Origin of the sequence: Mesorhizobium sp. M0833 (genome assembly GCF_040319905.1) — a bacterium.
In the GTDB taxonomy this organism is placed as follows: domain Bacteria; phylum Pseudomonadota; class Alphaproteobacteria; order Rhizobiales; family Rhizobiaceae; genus Mesorhizobium.
Genome location: NZ_JAMYOQ010000042.1, coordinates 33,692 through 49,859 on the forward strand (window position 1 = coordinate 33,692; position 16,168 = coordinate 49,859).

Here is a 16,168-nt window from a genome sequence, read left to right on the forward strand (position 1 = left end):
CGCGCCAACAGGCGACAATGTCGAAATCGTGCCGTCATAACGCGCACAGCCAAAGTATTTCTACAACGCAAAATAGCTAGCCGGGCGGCGTCCAAGCCTATGCTCCACAGCTAAGTCACACCTGATCGCGACGCCGTGCGCACGCTCGCATTTCTGCCGTTGTGCGGTGCGCCGCAGGTGCGTAGCCTCTTACGCACCCGGGTCACGAGCATGAAACAAATGAAAACCGACCAGATTCCACTATTCGTCCAGGACATCGTTGCCCTTGGGTGCGAGATCTGCGCGGTTGGGGATTTCGGCTAGGTCATTGGCGACGCCGATCTTTCTCTCCATCGCCTTGAAGCCATCCAGCCGCAATTGAAGCGTCTCGACCAAACATATGGCTGCCGTCGGCACCTGAAGCGGCAAATTATCGCCTACCTCAATTCCGTCGGCCGCTATGTCGATCCGGCCGAAGATAGCCCGGTGATGCCGCGCCACTGACGACACGAGCGCCTCGGCGAACCGATTCTGTTGTTCCCGACCTTGCGCTACGCCTGCTAGTACTACAGTTCCGGATGTCGATGCCGTTTGTAGTGACAGATGGTGGCCGCGGCCTGATGTCGTCGCCGCCATAGCGACCAGGCAATGATGAAGGGCTTTTGTGTCGGTGGGAAGATGAGGATCCGGGCGAGGAGATAGCGGATCTCGGGGACGCTCGGGACGAGCGCAGCCATCCGGATCAGGCGGCGATTGGCTCCTTTGGACTCGTTTCGTTCGGTTTGCTCCATGCGCTGCGGCGAAGATCAGCTGATAGATTCGAGAGGAATGCCAGGGCGGCCATGCACAGGCTCATGTGGCGATGCCATCCGTGCCAGGACCGAGCCTCGCAATGATCAAGTCCGAGATCATCCTTGGCGCGCTCAAAACACTCCTCGATCGCCCAGCGCAGGCCGGCCACTGCCGCCAATTCGGCCAAGGAGGAACCGGGCGGGGCGAAGACCAGGTAGTAGGCTTTTTCTCCGGATGTCGATCGCTTGCGGCGGACGAGAAGCCAATGCTCGAAGCCGCCTTTTGACGTCCAAGGGCGGCGGATGCGTGCCCAGTCGTAGAGCCGAGGCCCTTTGGCGCCTTCACCTGCCGCATAACAGACCCAGTCGTCGGGCTCGAACTCGCCGGCCAGTTCCTCGGGCGAGGTTTCCTCAAACAGGCGATCCCCTCCCCGGCGCATGAAGTGAGCGCCTCGAACCGCCAAGACATAGGGCTGCTCGCGAGCTTCCAGCATCCGGCGAAGGCTGCTGTCCGCCCCGTAGACAGCGTCGCCCAGAACGTAAGCGCACGGGACGCCGGCATCGAGCGCCGCCTCGACCATGGCGCGCGCCATCTTTGGCTTGGTCGCAAACTCGACCATCTCCGGGATCGACGCTCTGGCACATCGCGCCCGAAACGATCGACCAGCGCTTGGCCGTAGCGGCTCGCGTAGGCGAAGAACACGCCGACGTGGCTGTTCTCGATCCGCCCCGCCGTTCCCGAGTACTGACGCGCGACACCGGCGGAACGATCGCCCTTCTTCACAAATCCCGTCTCGTCGACGATCAGGACACCATCCTCATCGCCCAACGCCTCCACCACATAATCGCGAACCTCGTCTCGGAGCCGATCAGCGTCCCAGTGGCTGCGCCCCAACAGCGACTGCATCCGATAGGGCCGCTCCGCTCCGGACTGCAGCGGCGGGGCGATTTCCTCAAAGCGGCCTAACAGCAGAACTGCAGCGCAATTCACCCACACATCGATCCTGCCGAAACGCGACACGGCGAAGCTGCGCATTCTCTCCACGGCGGCATCGTCGGCCATGTCGGCGGCAAAGGTCACCGCCTCACTACCCAAGTCAGCGCACTCCCTGGCGACCTTGTCGAGGGCGTCGGCGCTTCTTGAGACCAGCACCAGCCGTGCACCTTTGCGAGCAAAACCCAAGGCAGTCGCTCTGCCGATGCCGCTGGAAGCGCCGGTGACCACGATGACGGCTCCCGGCAAATCGGCCATTCGTCAAACCTTATCGGGATAGTTCCGGGCGGGAGTTGACGCCCTCACCCTCTTCGGGATGGACGCCTACCCTGTGCTCGTAGACGAGCGTTCCGCCTTTCCAGCCGGTATAAAGAAGCAGCAGAACGACGATCGTCGACAGCGTCAGGCCCCAGGGCAACGCGCCCTCGGCGGCGCCGGCGCTCAGGCGCAGGATGAAGCCGGCCAGCGCCAGGACCACGGCCACGACGTTGCCGATCATATGATGCCACGCGGCATTGATGGACCGAACCCTTGAATTTCCAAGAAAATCGGCAAAGCCGGCCAGAGCGGCTGCCGCGCTCATTAACAGCGCAAAGCCGAGCAGCCAGAAGGATGCGTCGGCCCAGAATGCATTGCCGGTCGACCAGAACACTAAATCCGACAGGAACACCGACACCAGCAATGCGATCGGGAAGGGGATCAACATGGGGTGAATCGGATGGCTGCCGATCTTTGCGGTGGTTGCAACGCCCAGCAGATGATTTGCGCGATCGTCAGCCATGGTCAACAACGTTGAACGCGTCCCAATGTTCCAGACCTGCGCGCGATCCTGCAGTCCGTAAGACGGCGCTGTCCTTAGTCGCGTCCAGCCGCCAGCCGATCAAGGCACATGCGGAACGATAGCGCCGCCTTATTGATGCGGAGAAGGCTTCGCATTGGCTGTTTGAAAGCAATGCCCGCGTCTCCGGAGGGAATGGAAGACGCGGGCCATCGCGGCCACCGATCCTGCAACTACAGGAGTGAACTTGCTGCCGGCACCTAACCTTGGACCTGGCTCAGTTGTTCCGCATGTGGATAAAAACCGCCGCACACGAGCACAGCGCGGTATAGCAAGCGCGTTGCACCTGGCGGGGGTTTGGTGGACGGGCGTGCCTGTGCGCGCGGATCGAGGTTGAGGAAATGTAGTGCCAAGCCGAGGACCGCCTGCTCAGAGCAGCAGTGCGACGCCGGTCGCGTACGGGACGAGCATCACCGTCAGCGCGGTCCAAGGTCCGCCAACGCGGCCACTTCGCACCTGTCAGTGCGGGGCTACATCGGTTCCGCTAAGCGCACACCCGCCTCTGGAACCCTTCAAATGCTTTTGCAGTTGTTAAGAGCACATGCAGGAGTGGCGCATGAGAGTATTCCCCCGCCGAATTTTGCGGATCGCCGTGGTCGCGTTGCAGATTTCTGCCGTACAGTCATTTGCCCAGACCGACCAGCAAGATTTGCCGGGCCAAGGCCCATCACCGACTACGAATGATGCGCAGGGTGCTGGCGTCGACGTTTCGCTCGGCAGGCAAGAGGTGAAACAGCAGATTGCAAGGGAGCTTGGAATCTCCGAGGTGGAGGTCCCGCTGGCAGTTCACGTCCCGATCGAGCTCGCCAAGCGGGTCTGCGAGAACGAGGTCTTCGATGCACGCGCCAACGTGAACCGAAGTTGCACTGCAACGAAATACAGTCCGGATATTGCCCAAGCCGTGCGAGATCATCCGCAAACTTCAGCGGTTCCGGAGCAGTAGTCAAGAACTCCTCTCGGGCCTACGCGATCCGATCTCAGCGCTTCCGCGGCCGCGCTCGTCACCGCTTCAATTTCTCCTGCGAATCCAGCCGGTCGCGCAGTTTCTTCTGTATGTCCTGATTTCTTCGCGATGGTGCGCGCTTTGGGCCTAAGCTCAGTTCGAAGCCGAGCGATGGCTGTCAACAAAGGGCAATCCCTTCGCCAGCATCGGCCGCTGAGACGTGGTCGCGATAGAGGCAATATGGCTTGGCTTGATGCGGCTGGCGCGCCGCCATTTGAAGTTGGCTTGCTCTTTATGGTGTTGGAACCAAATGATCAATAGCGCGTATAGCGTCAAACCGCGAGGCTCTGATGCGCGCTCTCACCTGGCACGGCAAACACGACATCCGCTGCGAGAGCGTACCTGATCCTAAAATCGAAACGCCCACAGATGCCATCATTAAAGTGACGGCCTGCGCGATCTGCGGCTCCGATCTTCACATTTATAACGGCATCATCCCGGACATGGAGAGCGGTGACATCCTCGGCCACGAAAACATGGGCGAAGTCGTGGAGGTTGGGACGGAGGTCTCCAAGTTAAAGGTCGGTGACCGCGTGGTAGTGCCGTTCACGATTGCCTGCGGCGAGTGCTTCTTCTGCAAGCGAGGCTTTTACTCTGGATGCGAGCGATCTAATCCGTCCAAAAGCAGAAAGAAAGCCGAGAAGATGTGGGGCCATTCACCTGCCGGCTTGTTTGGCTATTCCCATCTCCTGGGTGGCTTTCCAGGCGGCCAGGCCGAGTATCTGCGGGTGCCGTTCGCCGATGTAGGTCCCCTCAAGGTTCCCTCGGACTTGACCGACGAGCAGGTGCTCTTCCTTTCCGACATATTTCCCACAGGCTACATGGCGGCGGAATTCTGCAACATCCAGCGAGGCGATACAGTTGCCATATGGGGATGCGGGCCGGTCGGTCAGATGGCCATCCGCAGCGCGTTCCTGCTCGGCGCAGGGCGTGTCATTGCAATCGACACTGTGACTGAGCGGCTCGAAGCGGCACGGAGCGCGGGTGCCCTTACCATCGATTTCCTTGACGAAGATGTCTACGACCTTATCCAGGAACTGACTAAGGGACGTGGCGCCGACGCTTGTATCGACGCAGTAGGCACCGAGCCGCTCGCCAACTCCAGCTTATATGCGATGGTGGACAGGGTCAAGGTTGCGACGTTCATGGGAACTGACCGTCCTCATGTCCTGCGCCAAGCGATCCACTGCGCCCGCAACTTCGGCACGGTGTCGGTTGTTGGTGTCTACGGCGGCTTTCTTGACAAAATTCCCTTGGGTTCTGCGCTTAATCGGGGGCTCACCCTTCGAATGGCGCAAACCCCGGTCCAGCACTACTTGCCCAAGTTGCTTGAGCTCATTGAGAACGGGGAGATTGATCCCTCCTTCGTGATCACTCACCGCGCTAGCCTTGAACAGGGACCGGATCTTTACCAGACGTTCAACGACAAGAACGATGGTTGCATCAAGGTCGTACTGAAGCCTTAGCGGAAGCGAGCCCGCGCGTTTCCCTCATCGTGGGCTTCGGGCCAGCGGCAGCGGATCCGCTCGGCGCAGCCGCGGTCACGCTTCCGAGTCCTCCGGAGTGCTCCGGCGTCGCCTGGGCTTGAGCCGACACTCCTTTCGGAAGCCGGATTTGAGCCCTTGCATCTATCCATCTATCAGGGGAAGTGAGAATTTGACTCCCGGGGCAAAGTTCCCCCAACCGCCATAAGGCAGACCGACCAGGACGAAACGCTCGCCGGCTGCCTCTCGGGCGCATTGGTGACCACCGCCTCGCCCTCGAAGATCGCGTCGCGGTCGAAAGAAGGGTGACTTCGCGAAATGGGCTTGCGGGTGTGCCGAGCGCGCTAATCACGGCATCGCGACTCTTGACGGCCTGGCGCAACACCTTCTCGTCACGGGCGTCTCCAACGACGATCTTCACTCCCTTCATGTTTGCGGCCTTTTCCGGCGAGCGCACGAGGAGGGTGACATCGTAGCCGCGGCTTACGGCCTGGCTGACGATATGGCGGCCGGTCGGCCCGGTGGCACCGAGCACCAGGATTCGGTACGGCGGCGAAACGTGTTTCAGAGACGGGTGTGGTCATGATTTTGGTCCTCTTGAAAGCCTGGCGCCTCTCAGGAGGCCGCCCTGTTGGGTTGGATGCTGGTGATAATCAGAGCGGCCCTCTGCGAGCAGTTCGCGGGTCCGCTTCAGCGTCGACAGCAGGGCCGACTTGTAGCCCTTGTCGCTGTCGAACTGCGTCTGCTCGGCCTGTTCCTCTGGGCCATCAGCCTCTTTGCCGCGCAGGCCGAGGTGGCAGTAGAACTTCAGCTGCAGTACGCCGGCTTCGTCCTCGAAAAGCTCATTGATAATGGCGCCTTCGCGTGGGCCGGTCGCCTGGAAGAAGGTGACCGTGCTCTGCGGCTCGAGGGTGATGATCTCCCTGATGTCAGAGCCGGCGATGGTGGCTTCGCGCACGAAGTGGGTATCACTTTCCTCCACGACATCGCAGCGGGTGCAGAGACCCGGCGGGAGGAACAGGCGCGCGTCGCGCGCCTTCAGTTCCAAACCCTTCCATACTTGCTCCCGGGTGAGCTTTGTTTCGCCTTCCGGATTCACCGGGACGGTTGCGGTCGAATAGATCATGTTGATGGTCCTTTGTTTGAAATTGTGGCTGATTGCCTCAGGCAGAGGGAGCGGTTTCGGAGGCAAAGTCGCGGTAGGAGCGGAGCGGACGTCCAAGAAGCGTCGTCAGGCGCTCGACATCACTGCTCTCGGGCAGCATGCCATCGGTCAAAAATCGCTCGCCCATCATGCGCATGTCGTAGGCCATCCATGGCGGCATGAACTGCTTGAGGTTCTGCTCGAAGGCAGCCGTATCGCCGCCGCCATAGTTGATCTGGCGAGCGAGCACGTCCGACCAGATCGCGGCGATATCCGCTCCGGTAAGGGTATCGGGACCGACTAGGTTGATGCGAGTGATCGGGAGCGGCTGTGCGGCCTGTTCGCGGCGCAGCAGCTCAAGGGCAGCAACGTCCGCGATATCGCGAACGTCGATCATGGCAAGCCCCTTGTCGCCGACGGGCATCGGGTAAACGCCGTAGCCAGCGATGACGTCCTTGATCGTCAGATCGTTCTGGATGAAGTAGGCCGGACGCAGGATGGTAGCGTGAAAGCCCATCTGCTCGATCATCCGCTCGACGCCGAACTTGCCGGCGAAGTGCGGCACGTTCACGTAGACGTCCGGGTGAATGACTGACAGGTAGACGATCCGTTCGAGGCCAGCCGAGCGGGCGACGTTGAGGGCGATCAAAGCCTGGGTGAACTCGTCTGGTGCGACAGCGTTCAGCAGGAAGAGCGTCGAGACACCGTCGAAGGCGGTACGTAGGGAGTCGACGTCCAGGAAGTCACCTTTGACGACGGCAACACCTGCCGGGAAATTGGCCTTGGAGGGGTCGCGGACGAGAGCGCGGACATCAGCGCCGCGGTCGACGAGGTGATGGATGACTTGGCCGCCGATATTGCCGGTGGCGCCGGTAACGAGAATGGTCATGGGATTTTCTCCGGGTTGGTGTTGCTTGACACCCGGAATATGGCTGGTTCATTCTTAAACCAATAGGACGTTAATTTGGACAGTTCGTCTCATAGGTGGAACGATTATGGATCTCGTCGCCCTTGCCGATTTCAACCTTGTCGCGCGTCACGGTGGCTTCGGCAAAGCGTCGCGGGCGTCCGGCCGTCCCAAAGCGACCTTGTCCCGACGGATTACGGAACTAGAGGCTGCCCTTCAACTTCGGCTCTTTGAACGTGGCGCGCGCAACCTCAAACTCACTGAGGAAGGACGCGCCCTTCATGAACGGACAGCCTCTCTGCTGACGGAGCTCGACGGAACGGCGGCCACGATCGCGGCGGGCGGGGACAAGCCGCGCGGCAGGTTACGGATCAGCGCGCCGCTGCTGTTTTCGCAGACAGCCATGGGCAGGATCGCGGCGGGCTTTGCATTGAAATATCCCGACGTGCGGTTGGAAGTCACGACAGAGGACCGAGCCGTGGACATGATCGAGGAAGGTTATGATCTGGTCATCCGGGTCAATCCGGACCCAGATGAAAGTCTTGTCGGCCGAGCCTTTCTGCATGATCGCCTGGTCGTCGTGGCAAGCCCCGATCTGCCCCGGCCGGCCGCAGATCTCTCGGTGCTAGGTGTCGTGCGTGGGGCCAGCGATCGGCAGACCTGGAACGTCGTGACTTCAGAAGGATCCGCGACGATCGGGATCGAGCCCATTCTCGCACTGTCGTCCCTCATCATGGTTCGGGATGCCGTGCGAACCGGCGTAGGCGCTGCTCGTATGCCGATTTCGCTGGTGAGTCACGACCTGGCCGACGGCACTTTGCTGCACTGGGGTGATATCGAGGGTTCCGAGATCGCGCTGTGGGCGCTTTACCCGTCGCGGCGTCTGTTGAGCGCGCGTGTATCTGCCTTCCTGGATTTTCTGAAGCAGGGTTTTCCCAACGGAACGCCCGATGAACTGGCGGCCTACATCGGCAAGTGAGGGGCCAAAGCAGCTGCTCGACATTTTGCAATCGGGCCGGCGTTACCCAGCGGTGTTTACCCGCGAATAGGCGCTGGGCGGTATTCCCACATGCCGACTGAACGCGACGCTGAAGGCGCTTGCCGAGCCATAGCCGACGCGTTGCGCAATCTCCGCCGTGGCAACATCCTTGCGAAGGAATTCCTTCGCCAGTGCCATGCGCCAGCCGGTCGCGTATTCCATCGGGGCCAGGCCAACCTCCCTCCGGAAACGATCGAAGAAGGTCGAACCGGACATGGCAGCATCCCGCGCGAGTGTTTCCACCTTCATGCTGCGACCTGGATCCGCGTCAATCCGGCGCAAGGTCGGTGCGAGCAGCGGATCGGCCATACCGCGCAGGAGACCCTTTTAATCCGTTGGCGAGGACGTCATGATTATCCTCGGCCTCGACATCGCCACTGTAACTGGCTTCGCCTGCTATGAGCCCGGTTCCTCACTCTCCTCGATCAAGACGGTCTCATCAAAGCCATCGGCGAGAACGCCGAGGAGAAGGCGGAATCGCTCGGTCGCCAGCTTCGCGACATGATAAAGGGCAACCGGCCCGACTTCGTGGCGATCGAGCAGCCGATGTGCAACGTCGTCTCGTTCAAGAAGACCCGCCAGACGCTTACCAACCCTGTGGACTCAACCCGAACGCCTTGCAACTCGAGGGGCTGGTCTGCGCCGCCGTGGCAATCATCGGCGGCAGCTACGGCATTCCATGGGAACCATCCCATCGTCGACGTGGCGAAAGCATTTCCTCGGCATGGGACGCTCGCCTGGTTTCGACCGCGCCATGTGGAAGCGCACCGCCGTCGAGCGCTGCCGGGTTCTGAAGATCGACGTGAAGAATGCGGATGCCGCGGAAGCCGTCGGCATAGCGATGGCTGGCGAGGCCTGCCAGCGGTTCAAAATGGCGAGGGCGGCGTGACTTCAGATCAGCTCTTCAACAATTCCGCCAAGTCATTTCAGACCCACGAGCGGAGGCCTTTGCTTAAGAAGGCCCTGTTCTGCTGCGGCCGCCTTGAAGGCATCTATCGCAGCTTGTTGGTTGCAATGACCCGCCATGCATTCTTTGATCATTCGGACCGCTTCGAGCCGTCGCGGTTTGGCCTTATATGGCCATGGTTCCTCGAGTGCCATCGCAGCGTCGGCTATCGATGCGACCACCGTCGACTTGCCATTCAGGTAGATTGTAATCGGGATGAACGCGATCATTTTTCTCCCCCGCCATGGTTGAAGGCGGTTAAACGCGAAGACCTGGCGGTGGTTGCATGAACGCGCATCCCCGCGACTTCAAACAACCGCTCCCTGACGCCATCGAGGCCGAGGCCGCATTGCTCGGCGCCATCCTGAATTCGAACGAATGCTACTGGCGCGTGGCCGGATTCCTGAAGCCGAACATTTCAGCGAAAAGCTCCACGGCGACCTCTACGAGGTCATGGGAACGATGATCGCCGAGGGCAGGCCGTTCAATCCGATCACGATCAAGCCGTATATACCGGCTGACCAGATGGTCGGCGAACAATGTTCGCCTATCATCCGCCTGGCGTCTGAAGCCGTCACCACCTCTGGCTCCTACGACTACGGCGCCGGCATCTGGTTCTGGACATGCTTTGAAGGCGGGGGAGGGGAACCGTCCCGAGCAAGGATGAGGCGGTCGGCATGAGGAACGATTCGGTCCGTCATGAGTTAGCAAATCATGATCAACACAATGGAATCCCACGGACGCGCGATGGCCGATGCCAGGGAGCGCATCAATCGGACTGAGCTCGCGCTTAGACGCACAGAAGAAATGCTGGCCCAGAATATCGCGCTGTGCAGCAGGATACGCGCGCAACGGCGTCTGATCGAGGCGGCAGACTGCTTGGTGAAGAACGATTCACAAGCAATGAAGTAGCGAGCGACTGAGCCTAGACGGTTGCTCTATCGCCACTTCCGTTTCGCGGGCTCAACGCTCCATTTTGTCGATACGCTCGCTAAGAGCCTTCACCGCTGCCGTATTTTCCCGAATTTCTTTGGCGATCTCGTTCGCGGCGTTTGCCATGACGATCCTTGAGCGGTTCGCCATCCAAAGCAGAAACGCCATCAGGATCAGGAAAGGGATGCCAACGAGAAGTGCGCGCGTTACTGCAGCTTGGTGGCTCATGTTCGCTTTCTCCGAGTCGTAGGTTCAATCGCCAGTATCCTGCTTATGGAAGAGAACGAGCACGTCCGCACCAAGTTTGTAAGCAACGCCGATGGATGAGAAGTAACCGCTGTTCCTGGGCCGCCTAAGCAGGGATGTAGCTCCCCCCTTTGTTGACGCGATGTAGGTGGCGGATCATGATAACCAAGGGCGCAAAGAGCGACACCTCATGCTGGTGGGAGGATAAAAATGCAGCCACTTGTCATTGACGCGAAGCCTCAACCTATTTCAATTGATCCCGCTAACGCTGCAGTTCTCGTCGTGGACATGCAGAATGACTTCGGCTCCAAAGGTGGAATGTTCGACAGAGCCGGAATCGATATCTCCGGCATTCAACGGGCTGTCGACCCTACTGCCAGCGTAATAGCTGCCGCTCGCAATTTGAGAGTGCCCATCGTCTATCTGAAGATGGGGTATTATTCCGACCTCTCGGACCTTGGGACATCGGACGCCCCCAACCGTATCCGACATCTCCAGATCTTTGGGGTCGGTGAGAGCATGACAGCCCCGGATGGTAGCGAGAGCCGGATTCTGATCCGCGACACCTGGGGAACAGATATCGTTGACGACCTCAAGCCAAAGGCAGGGGATGTCGTCCTCTACAAAACGCGGTTCAGCGGTTTCTACGAGACCGAACTCGATTCTGTTCTGAAGACCGCAGGCATCAAACACCTCATCGTGACAGGATGCACGACCAGCGTGTGTGTGGAGTCGACAATTCGGGATGCCTTCTTCAGGGACTATCACTGTATACTGCTGACGGATTGCACTAGCGAGCCCATCGCCTGGGACGCCTCTAGGAGCAATCATGATGCCTCGATCACGCTCGTGCAGATACTCTTTGGATGGACATCGACGTCCGACCATTTCCTGAAGGCGATCGAGCAGCGAGTTCAGGGGCGTCTTGAACTAGCCGAATGAGTTGGCGAGGCCGCGTATCACCCGAACTCAGATCACGGCCTTGAGATTGGGTGCGGTGACGTAGGCCCATGGCAGGAGATCGTTGATTCGGCTGTTGGGATAGCCGTTGACGATCCTGGTGAGGACGTCGGCGAGATAGCCGAGTGGCTCGACGCCATTGAGTTTGCAGGTTTCGACTAGCGACGCAATGACCGCCCAGTGTTCGGCACCGCCGTCGGAGCCGGCGAAGAGCGCGTTCTTGCGGTTGAGCGCGATGGGCCGGATGGACCGCTCGACCGTGTTGCTGTCAATCTCAATGCGACCGTCGTCGAGGAAGCGGGTCAGGCCTTGCCAGCGCGAGAGAGCGTAGCGGATCGCCTCGGCGAGCTTTGTCTTCTGGCTGATCAGGCCGAGCTTTTTGAGCGCGAGTAGGCTGCTATGCCACCCTAGCGTTATGCACGCTCTAGTCGTCGGGGCGCTTGAGAATTCTGAAATCGCCCGAACGTGCGCTTGGCTCTGCATAATCCTTTGCCATGAGCCCGCGTTGCAGCAACGCCCGTACTGCCTCAGCACGATTCGGCAGTCTGTTCTCAGACCGCCAAGCGTCCAGGACAGCGAGTTCCTCGGCTTTGAGGATGAACTGCAGACGATATGTTCGTTTGAGGGCATCCACTTTTCAGCTCTCATTGCGTCGGCAAACAGTTTCTGGGTCAGTTCGCTCACCCAGATGACTTCTGTGCCGACGGTATCCGGCAGGTGTTCTGCATCCATTTGTCGAGGAAGTTTATCCCGCGTGTGCTCATATCGCCATAAGGTGGACCAAAGCTTTAAGTTCCAGCAGACGCCGAAACCATCAACGGTCGAACCGGTCGATCCAGACCGAAACTTGTGTACGGATTCGTACTCATGCGGACTTAGCGCCGGATATCATTGCTAGAGACAGGGATTAGGAGGATATTTGGCCATCGCTTGCTGACATCAGGGCGCAAGCGACTGAGAGATGCGCGTGCTCTTGCCCGATAGGGAGGCGACGAGCATGGCTCAGCCCCAGCAATCAATGATTCGCAATCGTCTGCTGACGTCTTTGTCGCCTGACGACTTTGCACTGGTGCAGCCGCATCTTGAGGCGGTCACATTTGAGTTGCGAGAACATCTGTTCAGAGCCGATCAAACAATCGCGCATGTGACCTTCCCAGAATACGGGATTGCATCAATCGTCGCCGACACCGGGGAAGGACGGTTTGAGGTCGGCATGGTGGGATCGGAGGGTTTGGTGGGTACAGCTTTGGTGCTGGGCGTGGACCGCACGCCGCACTCCTGCATGGTTCAGGCTGCGGGCGAAGCATTCCGCATTGGCGCCGGAGACCTACACGCTGCGATGGACCAGAGCCCCGCGTTGCGCGCGCTCCTTCTGCGCTTCGTGCATACCTTTATCGTTCAAGTCAGCCAGACGGCCTATGCCAATGCCGGCTACTCCATCGAGGAGCGGCTGGCGCGATGGCTGCTCATGACGCATGACCGGCTGGAGCATGACGACATGCCTCTCACGCATGAGTTCATGAGCATCATGTTGGGTTCACGTCGGCCCGGCGTCACGATTGCGGTGCAGATGCTGGAGAGCGTCGGCGCGATCAGAGCCACGCGTGGAAACATCACGCTTCGGGATCGCGAGAAGCTGGAACAGATTGCTGGCCAGTCCTACGGCTTCGCCGAGAAGGAATACTCCAACGTGTTCCAATTCCCGATCAAGCGAGAGAGATGAGTGGCGGCCTTGCGCTACTTCCTGAATGTTCGCTATCGCGGTCGGATGATACCTGACGCCGAAGGCGACGAACTGCCAGACGATGAGGCTCTACGCGCCCATGCGCTTGCCAATGCGCGGGACCTCGTCTTCCGCACACGCATGTACACGATCCGCAACTGGTTCGACTGCAGTTTCGAGGTCACCGACGAGAGCGGCAGAGTGGTCCTCGTAATGCCATTCGACGAGGTGCTTGGGCCAGCTTAGCCGGTCCGAAACGCGACTGTTCGGTATCGTACGAAGCCTTGAAAGCCGCAACAATCCCTGCCTAAAATCTTGGCTAAGTACAGGGAGGAATACATGGCCCCGCTAGCCCTTCTCTTCCCTGAAGTCTTGCAAGAGGCATGCCCCCGATCTTCCTCGCCGCGCAAGTGCTTCACGCGGCCGATCAGCCCTGGCTTCACACATTGCGTCGCCGGCCGCTTCATGCCCTTCGGCGCAAGGCCTGCGTGTTCCTGGACGCGCTTCCCGACATAGCGCCATGTGCCGGCGTTCGGCCATCAGGGCCCTTGCCAAGGCCATCATTGAAACCGTCGAACGGCTATCTCGATAATTCCGGCCGTTCCTCGCGAAATCCGGAGCGAGATTTTTCATACAAGGCCCCACAGCGAACACTCAAAAGGCTCAAAAGGGTCGGCAGCCTTCGCTGTTCTCCCGCTGTTTTCAGTGGCGAGACCTTAATCGGAAGGGAGAAAGGGATATGGGTCTGGTTTTTACTGGCGAAGAGGGAACCACTGAGCGGTTCGAGTTGGTGCTTGAAGCCTTTGATGGAACAGAGCGCGTCCTCGTCGTGACATCGACCGAAGCGATCGAAGACTTCGGCCTGGATGCCGTCCGTGAAATGGCATTTAAAAAGTACGATGCAGGGCAGTTGGACGAAGCCGGCCGCGTTAGAGTTCTGACTAGCGACCTGCAAGGTAAATAGCCCGCCACCGTGAGGCAGCGTGGCTCGACCGAGCGGCTCACTCGCGAATGAAGCCCACTGAGGTTATTTGTTGTTTTTGAGGAGACGAGCTTCCCGCAAGATCGAGCTGCGATCGAAGCCGACCAGCGACGCTATCTCGCGTATTTGTTGTTCGGTGGCCCCTGACTCCCGCGCAAGATCGCTTACTATTTGGGGTTTCAGGGCGGGGCGCCCTTTTTCTTCTGACATCACACCGCATGCCTCGTATTGGGCCAAGAGCGCGATGGTCGCTCCTAAGCGTCAGCGGCCATGTTTTGTTGCTGACGATCTGCTATTGTACGCTTTCGGACAGATTTCTGCCAGCGGGCTAGGAAAGATAGGCCTAGCTCTTATCGTCGAAACCCAGCAGCGAGGCATGGCGTGTATATTTGTGCTCGCCGCGGAGGTGCTTGACGCGGAGCTTCACCTCTCCCGGCTTCACCCACTTGGTCGCAGGCGTTTCCTAATAGCCTCGGGCTTGTGGGCGGCATGATCCTGGACGCGCTGCCAGAACCGCTTCTTCATGTCACGGCTGAGCGAGATAAAGGCTGTCCCGACATATTGCCCGGTGCCAGGCTGCGCCAAAAGGGCCATGGCGGCCTTACCCGGCTCGTTCTCGACGCCCATCAGCTCATATTCGTTGACGACGAAACTCTTGGTCTTCAGCCAGTCGCTGGTCGGGCCGCTTCGATACGCGCTGTCGGCGCGCTTGGAGACGATCCCCTCTAGCCCCGCCTGGTCGGCGAGATAAAAATCGACTTCGCATCACCGGGTAGAGCCTCGCTGAACTGGATCCTGCTGTTCGGCTTGATGATGCCGAAGAGCATTTCCCTGCGCGCCTTGCAGCCGATGTCGCGCAGATCGTGGCCGTTCAAATGCAGAATGTCGAACGCGCCGAGGATCATCGCGTAGGGATCGCTGTGCACGGCCTTCTGCAGCGCGTCGAAGTCGGGCAGCCCGGCGTAGGCGGCCGCCGCCGGTACTTACAATTTTACGCACCCAGTCAATACTAGGTACAAAGCTTATATTAGCCAGAGTGAACGAAACGTGATTCCGCATGGCTGTCGCCACGAAAGTAGCTTGCCAGCGTTGCCATTGATCCAAGAAGGAGGATCCGGATGGCCGACGACAAGCGCAAACGAGATTTCCGCGACCGCAACCGCGTCTCCGCGGACGAAGATTATGAGGTCGAATATTTCGCCGAGCAGAATGGCATCACGCCAGACCAGGCGCGCCAGCTGATCAAGACGCATGGCAATGATCGCGCACGCCTGACCGAAGCTGTGAAAACGTTGCGCGCCAGCTAGTTCAACGCCGGCTTCTGCCCCGGCCTGAAACCCTTCAGCGCGGCGGCAATACCCATCATCACCGACTGGTCGGGATGGTCGAGCACGCGCAGCGTACCCGGTTCGTCGCCCCCGACACCGCAGATCGGCAGCACCTGGTATTCGCCGTCGAACGGCATGCTCTCGCCATTGGCGAGGAACTCATATTCCGGAAAACACCCCTTCAGGAAGGCCTCTACCTCCCGCAAGCCCGAGTCGGACCGAGCTCCGGACGGCGGAAGAATGATGAAGCTGTCGACCTGGTCGCCGGCAGGCATGCCGGAGATATCGATGGCGGAATGCATGAAAACCCACGGTTGGATGTTCTCATTCCGTTTTATGATCGGGCGTGCAAGTCAATCCGGGCTCCTAAATGCAAAGAACCGGCCGCGCTTTTCGGGCGGGCTCTGGTCCGACACTCAATGGCGGCGTCGCGCCTACCGCCCCTGCGGTAGCTTGGAGGCCGAAACAAGGTTGTCATCGTCCTCTATGCCGGCCATGAATTTGCGATTATTCGCGATGCGAGAGCCTCACGTTCGTGATCAGATTGAGCGTTGACCTTCAGCCGATCGAACACGCGGCCCAGTAGGGCAATTTCGGACGGGGTGAAAACACCAGCTCGCTCAGCGTTTCGACGAATCGGCATAACACGGCCCCCTTCCTTGCGCAGGTAATCCTATTCAGAACCCCAGCAAAAACAAAGCCCGCCGCACCTTTCGGCGCGGCGGGCATCATGTGGCTGGCCGGCTCGGTCGGTTATCGCAGCGCAGCGCGCCGACGAAGGTCAGCGTGCGCCAGTGGCCGTGCGGGGCCAAGCCGCGCAGCCGCTCGCCCTTCGGCCCCCAACCGCGCAGCGGAGCCATGTTGGTCTTGA

Annotated in this window: 18 protein-coding genes and 7 pseudogenes; 12 read left to right on the forward strand and 13 right to left on the reverse strand. The window is 59.7% G+C overall.

The genetic code is table 11. The features are described 5' to 3' along the window. The first annotated feature begins 219 nt into the window (after positions 1-219). Positions 220-303, forward strand: a complete 84-nt coding sequence (locus NKH98_RS33060) for a Y4lK-related protein (protein ID WP_502894345.1) — start codon at positions 220-222, stop codon at positions 301-303. Positions 304-721: 418 nt separating this feature from the next. Here the strand turns inward: NKH98_RS33060 and NKH98_RS33065 are convergent. Both NKH98_RS33065 and NKH98_RS29640 read right to left on the reverse strand, forming a co-directional pair. Beyond that, positions 722-2,022: pseudogene (locus tag NKH98_RS33065) on the reverse strand (IS701 family transposase). A gap of 10 nt (positions 2,023-2,032) precedes the next feature. Then, a complete protein-coding gene (locus tag NKH98_RS29640) occupies positions 2,033-2,545 on the reverse strand; it encodes a DUF2231 domain-containing protein (RefSeq protein WP_352903831.1) in 513 nt (170 codons plus the stop codon). 613 nt (positions 2,546-3,158) lie between these two features. On the opposite strand from NKH98_RS29640, the gene NKH98_RS29645 reads away from it, so the two are divergent. Both NKH98_RS29645 and NKH98_RS29650 read left to right on the forward strand, forming a co-directional pair. Then, positions 3,159-3,545 carry a hypothetical protein gene (locus NKH98_RS29645; RefSeq protein WP_352903833.1) on the forward strand — a complete coding sequence of 129 codons (387 nt, stop codon included), beginning with the start codon at positions 3,159-3,161 and terminating at the stop codon, positions 3,543-3,545. 350 nt (positions 3,546-3,895) lie between these two features. Next, complete coding sequence (locus NKH98_RS29650) at positions 3,896-5,071, forward strand: zinc-dependent alcohol dehydrogenase (RefSeq protein ID WP_352903835.1); 1,176 nt, start codon at positions 3,896-3,898, stop codon at positions 5,069-5,071. A gap of 298 nt (positions 5,072-5,369) precedes the next feature. Here the strand turns inward: NKH98_RS29650 and NKH98_RS29655 are convergent. The 3 genes and pseudogenes from NKH98_RS29655 to NKH98_RS29665 all read right to left on the reverse strand — a co-directional run. Further along, positions 5,370-5,657 (reverse strand): annotated as a pseudogene (locus NKH98_RS29655) (NAD(P)-dependent oxidoreductase); the annotation flags it as partial. A 90-nt stretch (positions 5,658-5,747) separates the two neighbouring features. Further along, positions 5,748-6,215: pseudogene (locus NKH98_RS29660) on the reverse strand (SRPBCC family protein); the annotation flags it as partial. 37 nt (positions 6,216-6,252) lie between these two features. Then, positions 6,253-7,122: an SDR family oxidoreductase gene (locus NKH98_RS29665; protein ID WP_352903837.1), complete on the reverse strand. Its 870-nt coding sequence runs from the start codon at positions 7,120-7,122 to the stop codon at positions 6,253-6,255. Positions 7,123-7,228: 106 nt separating this feature from the next. Here NKH98_RS29665 and NKH98_RS29670 point away from each other — a divergent pair, with 106 nt between their 5' ends. Next, the gene (locus NKH98_RS29670; protein ID WP_352903839.1) at positions 7,229-8,119 is read left to right on the forward strand and encodes a LysR family transcriptional regulator; all 891 of its coding nucleotides are present in this window, start codon (positions 7,229-7,231) and stop codon (positions 8,117-8,119) included. 42 nt (positions 8,120-8,161) lie between these two features. Here NKH98_RS29670 and NKH98_RS29675 read toward each other — a convergent pair. Further along, positions 8,162-8,503: pseudogene (locus NKH98_RS29675) on the reverse strand (helix-turn-helix transcriptional regulator); the annotation flags it as partial. A 355-nt stretch (positions 8,504-8,858) separates the two neighbouring features. On the opposite strand from NKH98_RS29675, the gene NKH98_RS29680 reads away from it, so the two are divergent. Further along, complete coding sequence (locus tag NKH98_RS29680; protein ID WP_352903841.1) at positions 8,859-9,068, forward strand: hypothetical protein; 210 nt, start codon at positions 8,859-8,861, stop codon at positions 9,066-9,068. A 32-nt stretch (positions 9,069-9,100) separates the two neighbouring features. Here the strand turns inward: NKH98_RS29680 and NKH98_RS29685 are convergent, their stop codons facing one another. After that, positions 9,101-9,355, reverse strand: coding sequence for a DUF982 domain-containing protein (locus tag NKH98_RS29685; RefSeq protein ID WP_352903842.1), 255 nt, complete (start codon positions 9,353-9,355; stop codon positions 9,101-9,103). Between the two features lie 56 nt (positions 9,356-9,411). Between NKH98_RS29685 and NKH98_RS29690 the strand changes: the two are divergent. Both NKH98_RS29690 and NKH98_RS29695 read left to right on the forward strand, forming a co-directional pair. After that, a pseudogene (locus tag NKH98_RS29690) lies at positions 9,412-9,806 on the forward strand (DnaB-like helicase N-terminal domain-containing protein). Between the two features lie 33 nt (positions 9,807-9,839). After that, positions 9,840-10,037: a hypothetical protein gene (locus NKH98_RS29695; RefSeq protein ID WP_352903843.1), complete on the forward strand. Its 198-nt coding sequence runs from the start codon at positions 9,840-9,842 to the stop codon at positions 10,035-10,037. A gap of 51 nt (positions 10,038-10,088) precedes the next feature. Here the strand turns inward: NKH98_RS29695 and NKH98_RS29700 are convergent, their stop codons facing one another. Beyond that, complete coding sequence (locus NKH98_RS29700) at positions 10,089-10,286, reverse strand: hypothetical protein (RefSeq protein WP_352903845.1); 198 nt, start codon at positions 10,284-10,286, stop codon at positions 10,089-10,091. Between the two features lie 228 nt (positions 10,287-10,514). Between NKH98_RS29700 and NKH98_RS29705 the strand changes: the two genes are divergently transcribed. Beyond that, on the forward strand, positions 10,515-11,246 hold the full coding sequence (locus tag NKH98_RS29705; RefSeq protein WP_352480687.1) for a cysteine hydrolase family protein: 732 nt from the start codon (positions 10,515-10,517) through the stop codon (positions 11,244-11,246). Positions 11,247-11,273: 27 nt separating this feature from the next. Here NKH98_RS29705 and NKH98_RS29710 read toward each other — a convergent pair. Then, positions 11,274-11,642: pseudogene (locus tag NKH98_RS29710) on the reverse strand (IS66 family transposase); the annotation flags it as partial. Positions 11,643-12,261: 619 nt separating this feature from the next. Between NKH98_RS29710 and NKH98_RS29715 the strand changes: the two are divergent. From NKH98_RS29715 to NKH98_RS29725, 3 genes are all read left to right on the forward strand, one after another. After that, the gene (locus NKH98_RS29715; RefSeq protein WP_352903846.1) at positions 12,262-12,987 is read left to right on the forward strand and encodes a Crp/Fnr family transcriptional regulator; all 726 of its coding nucleotides are present in this window, start codon (positions 12,262-12,264) and stop codon (positions 12,985-12,987) included. Next, complete coding sequence (locus tag NKH98_RS29720) at positions 12,988-13,233, forward strand: DUF6894 family protein (RefSeq protein ID WP_352903847.1); 246 nt, start codon at positions 12,988-12,990, stop codon at positions 13,231-13,233. Between the two features lie 493 nt (positions 13,234-13,726). Then, the gene (locus NKH98_RS29725) at positions 13,727-13,951 is read left to right on the forward strand and encodes a hypothetical protein (RefSeq protein WP_352903849.1); all 225 of its coding nucleotides are present in this window, start codon (positions 13,727-13,729) and stop codon (positions 13,949-13,951) included. A gap of 456 nt (positions 13,952-14,407) precedes the next feature. Here the strand turns inward: NKH98_RS29725 and NKH98_RS29730 are convergent, their stop codons facing one another. Continuing rightward, positions 14,408-14,596: a hypothetical protein gene (locus NKH98_RS29730; protein ID WP_352903850.1), complete on the reverse strand. Its 189-nt coding sequence runs from the start codon at positions 14,594-14,596 to the stop codon at positions 14,408-14,410. Between the two features lie 98 nt (positions 14,597-14,694). Next, positions 14,695-14,874, reverse strand: a complete 180-nt coding sequence (locus NKH98_RS29735) for a DNA ligase-like domain-containing protein (protein WP_352903851.1) — start codon at positions 14,872-14,874, stop codon at positions 14,695-14,697. A gap of 213 nt (positions 14,875-15,087) precedes the next feature. Here NKH98_RS29735 and NKH98_RS29740 point away from each other — a divergent pair, with 213 nt between their 5' ends. Beyond that, positions 15,088-15,276, forward strand: coding sequence for a DUF3606 domain-containing protein (locus NKH98_RS29740; RefSeq protein WP_352903853.1), 189 nt, complete (start codon positions 15,088-15,090; stop codon positions 15,274-15,276). On the opposite strand, the gene NKH98_RS29745 is transcribed toward NKH98_RS29740, so the two are convergent. Continuing rightward, positions 15,273-15,599 carry a hypothetical protein gene (locus NKH98_RS29745; protein WP_352903855.1) on the reverse strand — a complete coding sequence of 109 codons (327 nt, stop codon included), beginning with the start codon at positions 15,597-15,599 and terminating at the stop codon, positions 15,273-15,275. The genes NKH98_RS29740 and NKH98_RS29745 overlap by 4 nt on opposite strands. Positions 15,600-16,052: 453 nt before the next feature. Beyond that, positions 16,053-16,168: pseudogene (locus NKH98_RS29750) on the reverse strand (IS630 family transposase); the annotation flags it as partial.

Bases quoted from the DNA above. Each gene is read 5' to 3' on its own strand.
- NKH98_RS33060 (WP_502894345.1), top strand. From the start codon at position 220: ATGAAAACCGACCAGATTCCACTATTCGTCCAGGACATCGTTGCCCTT.
- NKH98_RS29640 (WP_352903831.1), bottom strand. From the start codon at position 2,545: ATGGCTGACGATCGCGCAAATCATCTGCTGGGCGTTGCAACCACCGCA.
- NKH98_RS29645 (WP_352903833.1), top strand. From the start codon at position 3,159: ATGAGAGTATTCCCCCGCCGAATTTTGCGGATCGCCGTGGTCGCGTTG.
- NKH98_RS29650 (WP_352903835.1), top strand. From the start codon at position 3,896: ATGCGCGCTCTCACCTGGCACGGCAAACACGACATCCGCTGCGAGAGC.
- NKH98_RS29665 (WP_352903837.1), bottom strand. From the start codon at position 7,122: ATGACCATTCTCGTTACCGGCGCCACCGGCAATATCGGCGGCCAAGTC.
- NKH98_RS29670 (WP_352903839.1), top strand. From the start codon at position 7,229: ATGGATCTCGTCGCCCTTGCCGATTTCAACCTTGTCGCGCGTCACGGT.
- NKH98_RS29680 (WP_352903841.1), top strand. From the start codon at position 8,859: ATGGGAACCATCCCATCGTCGACGTGGCGAAAGCATTTCCTCGGCATG.
- NKH98_RS29685 (WP_352903842.1), bottom strand. From the start codon at position 9,355: ATGATCGCGTTCATCCCGATTACAATCTACCTGAATGGCAAGTCGACG.
- NKH98_RS29695 (WP_352903843.1), top strand. From the start codon at position 9,840: ATGATCAACACAATGGAATCCCACGGACGCGCGATGGCCGATGCCAGG.
- NKH98_RS29700 (WP_352903845.1), bottom strand. From the start codon at position 10,286: ATGAGCCACCAAGCTGCAGTAACGCGCGCACTTCTCGTTGGCATCCCT.
- NKH98_RS29705 (WP_352480687.1), top strand. From the start codon at position 10,515: ATGCAGCCACTTGTCATTGACGCGAAGCCTCAACCTATTTCAATTGAT.
- NKH98_RS29715 (WP_352903846.1), top strand. From the start codon at position 12,262: ATGGCTCAGCCCCAGCAATCAATGATTCGCAATCGTCTGCTGACGTCT.
- NKH98_RS29725 (WP_352903849.1), top strand. From the start codon at position 13,727: ATGGGTCTGGTTTTTACTGGCGAAGAGGGAACCACTGAGCGGTTCGAG.
- NKH98_RS29730 (WP_352903850.1), bottom strand. From the start codon at position 14,596: ATGGGCGTCGAGAACGAGCCGGGTAAGGCCGCCATGGCCCTTTTGGCG.
- NKH98_RS29735 (WP_352903851.1), bottom strand. From the start codon at position 14,874: ATGATCCTCGGCGCGTTCGACATTCTGCATTTGAACGGCCACGATCTG.
- NKH98_RS29740 (WP_352903853.1), top strand. From the start codon at position 15,088: ATGGCCGACGACAAGCGCAAACGAGATTTCCGCGACCGCAACCGCGTC.
- NKH98_RS29745 (WP_352903855.1), bottom strand. From the start codon at position 15,599: ATGCATTCCGCCATCGATATCTCCGGCATGCCTGCCGGCGACCAGGTC.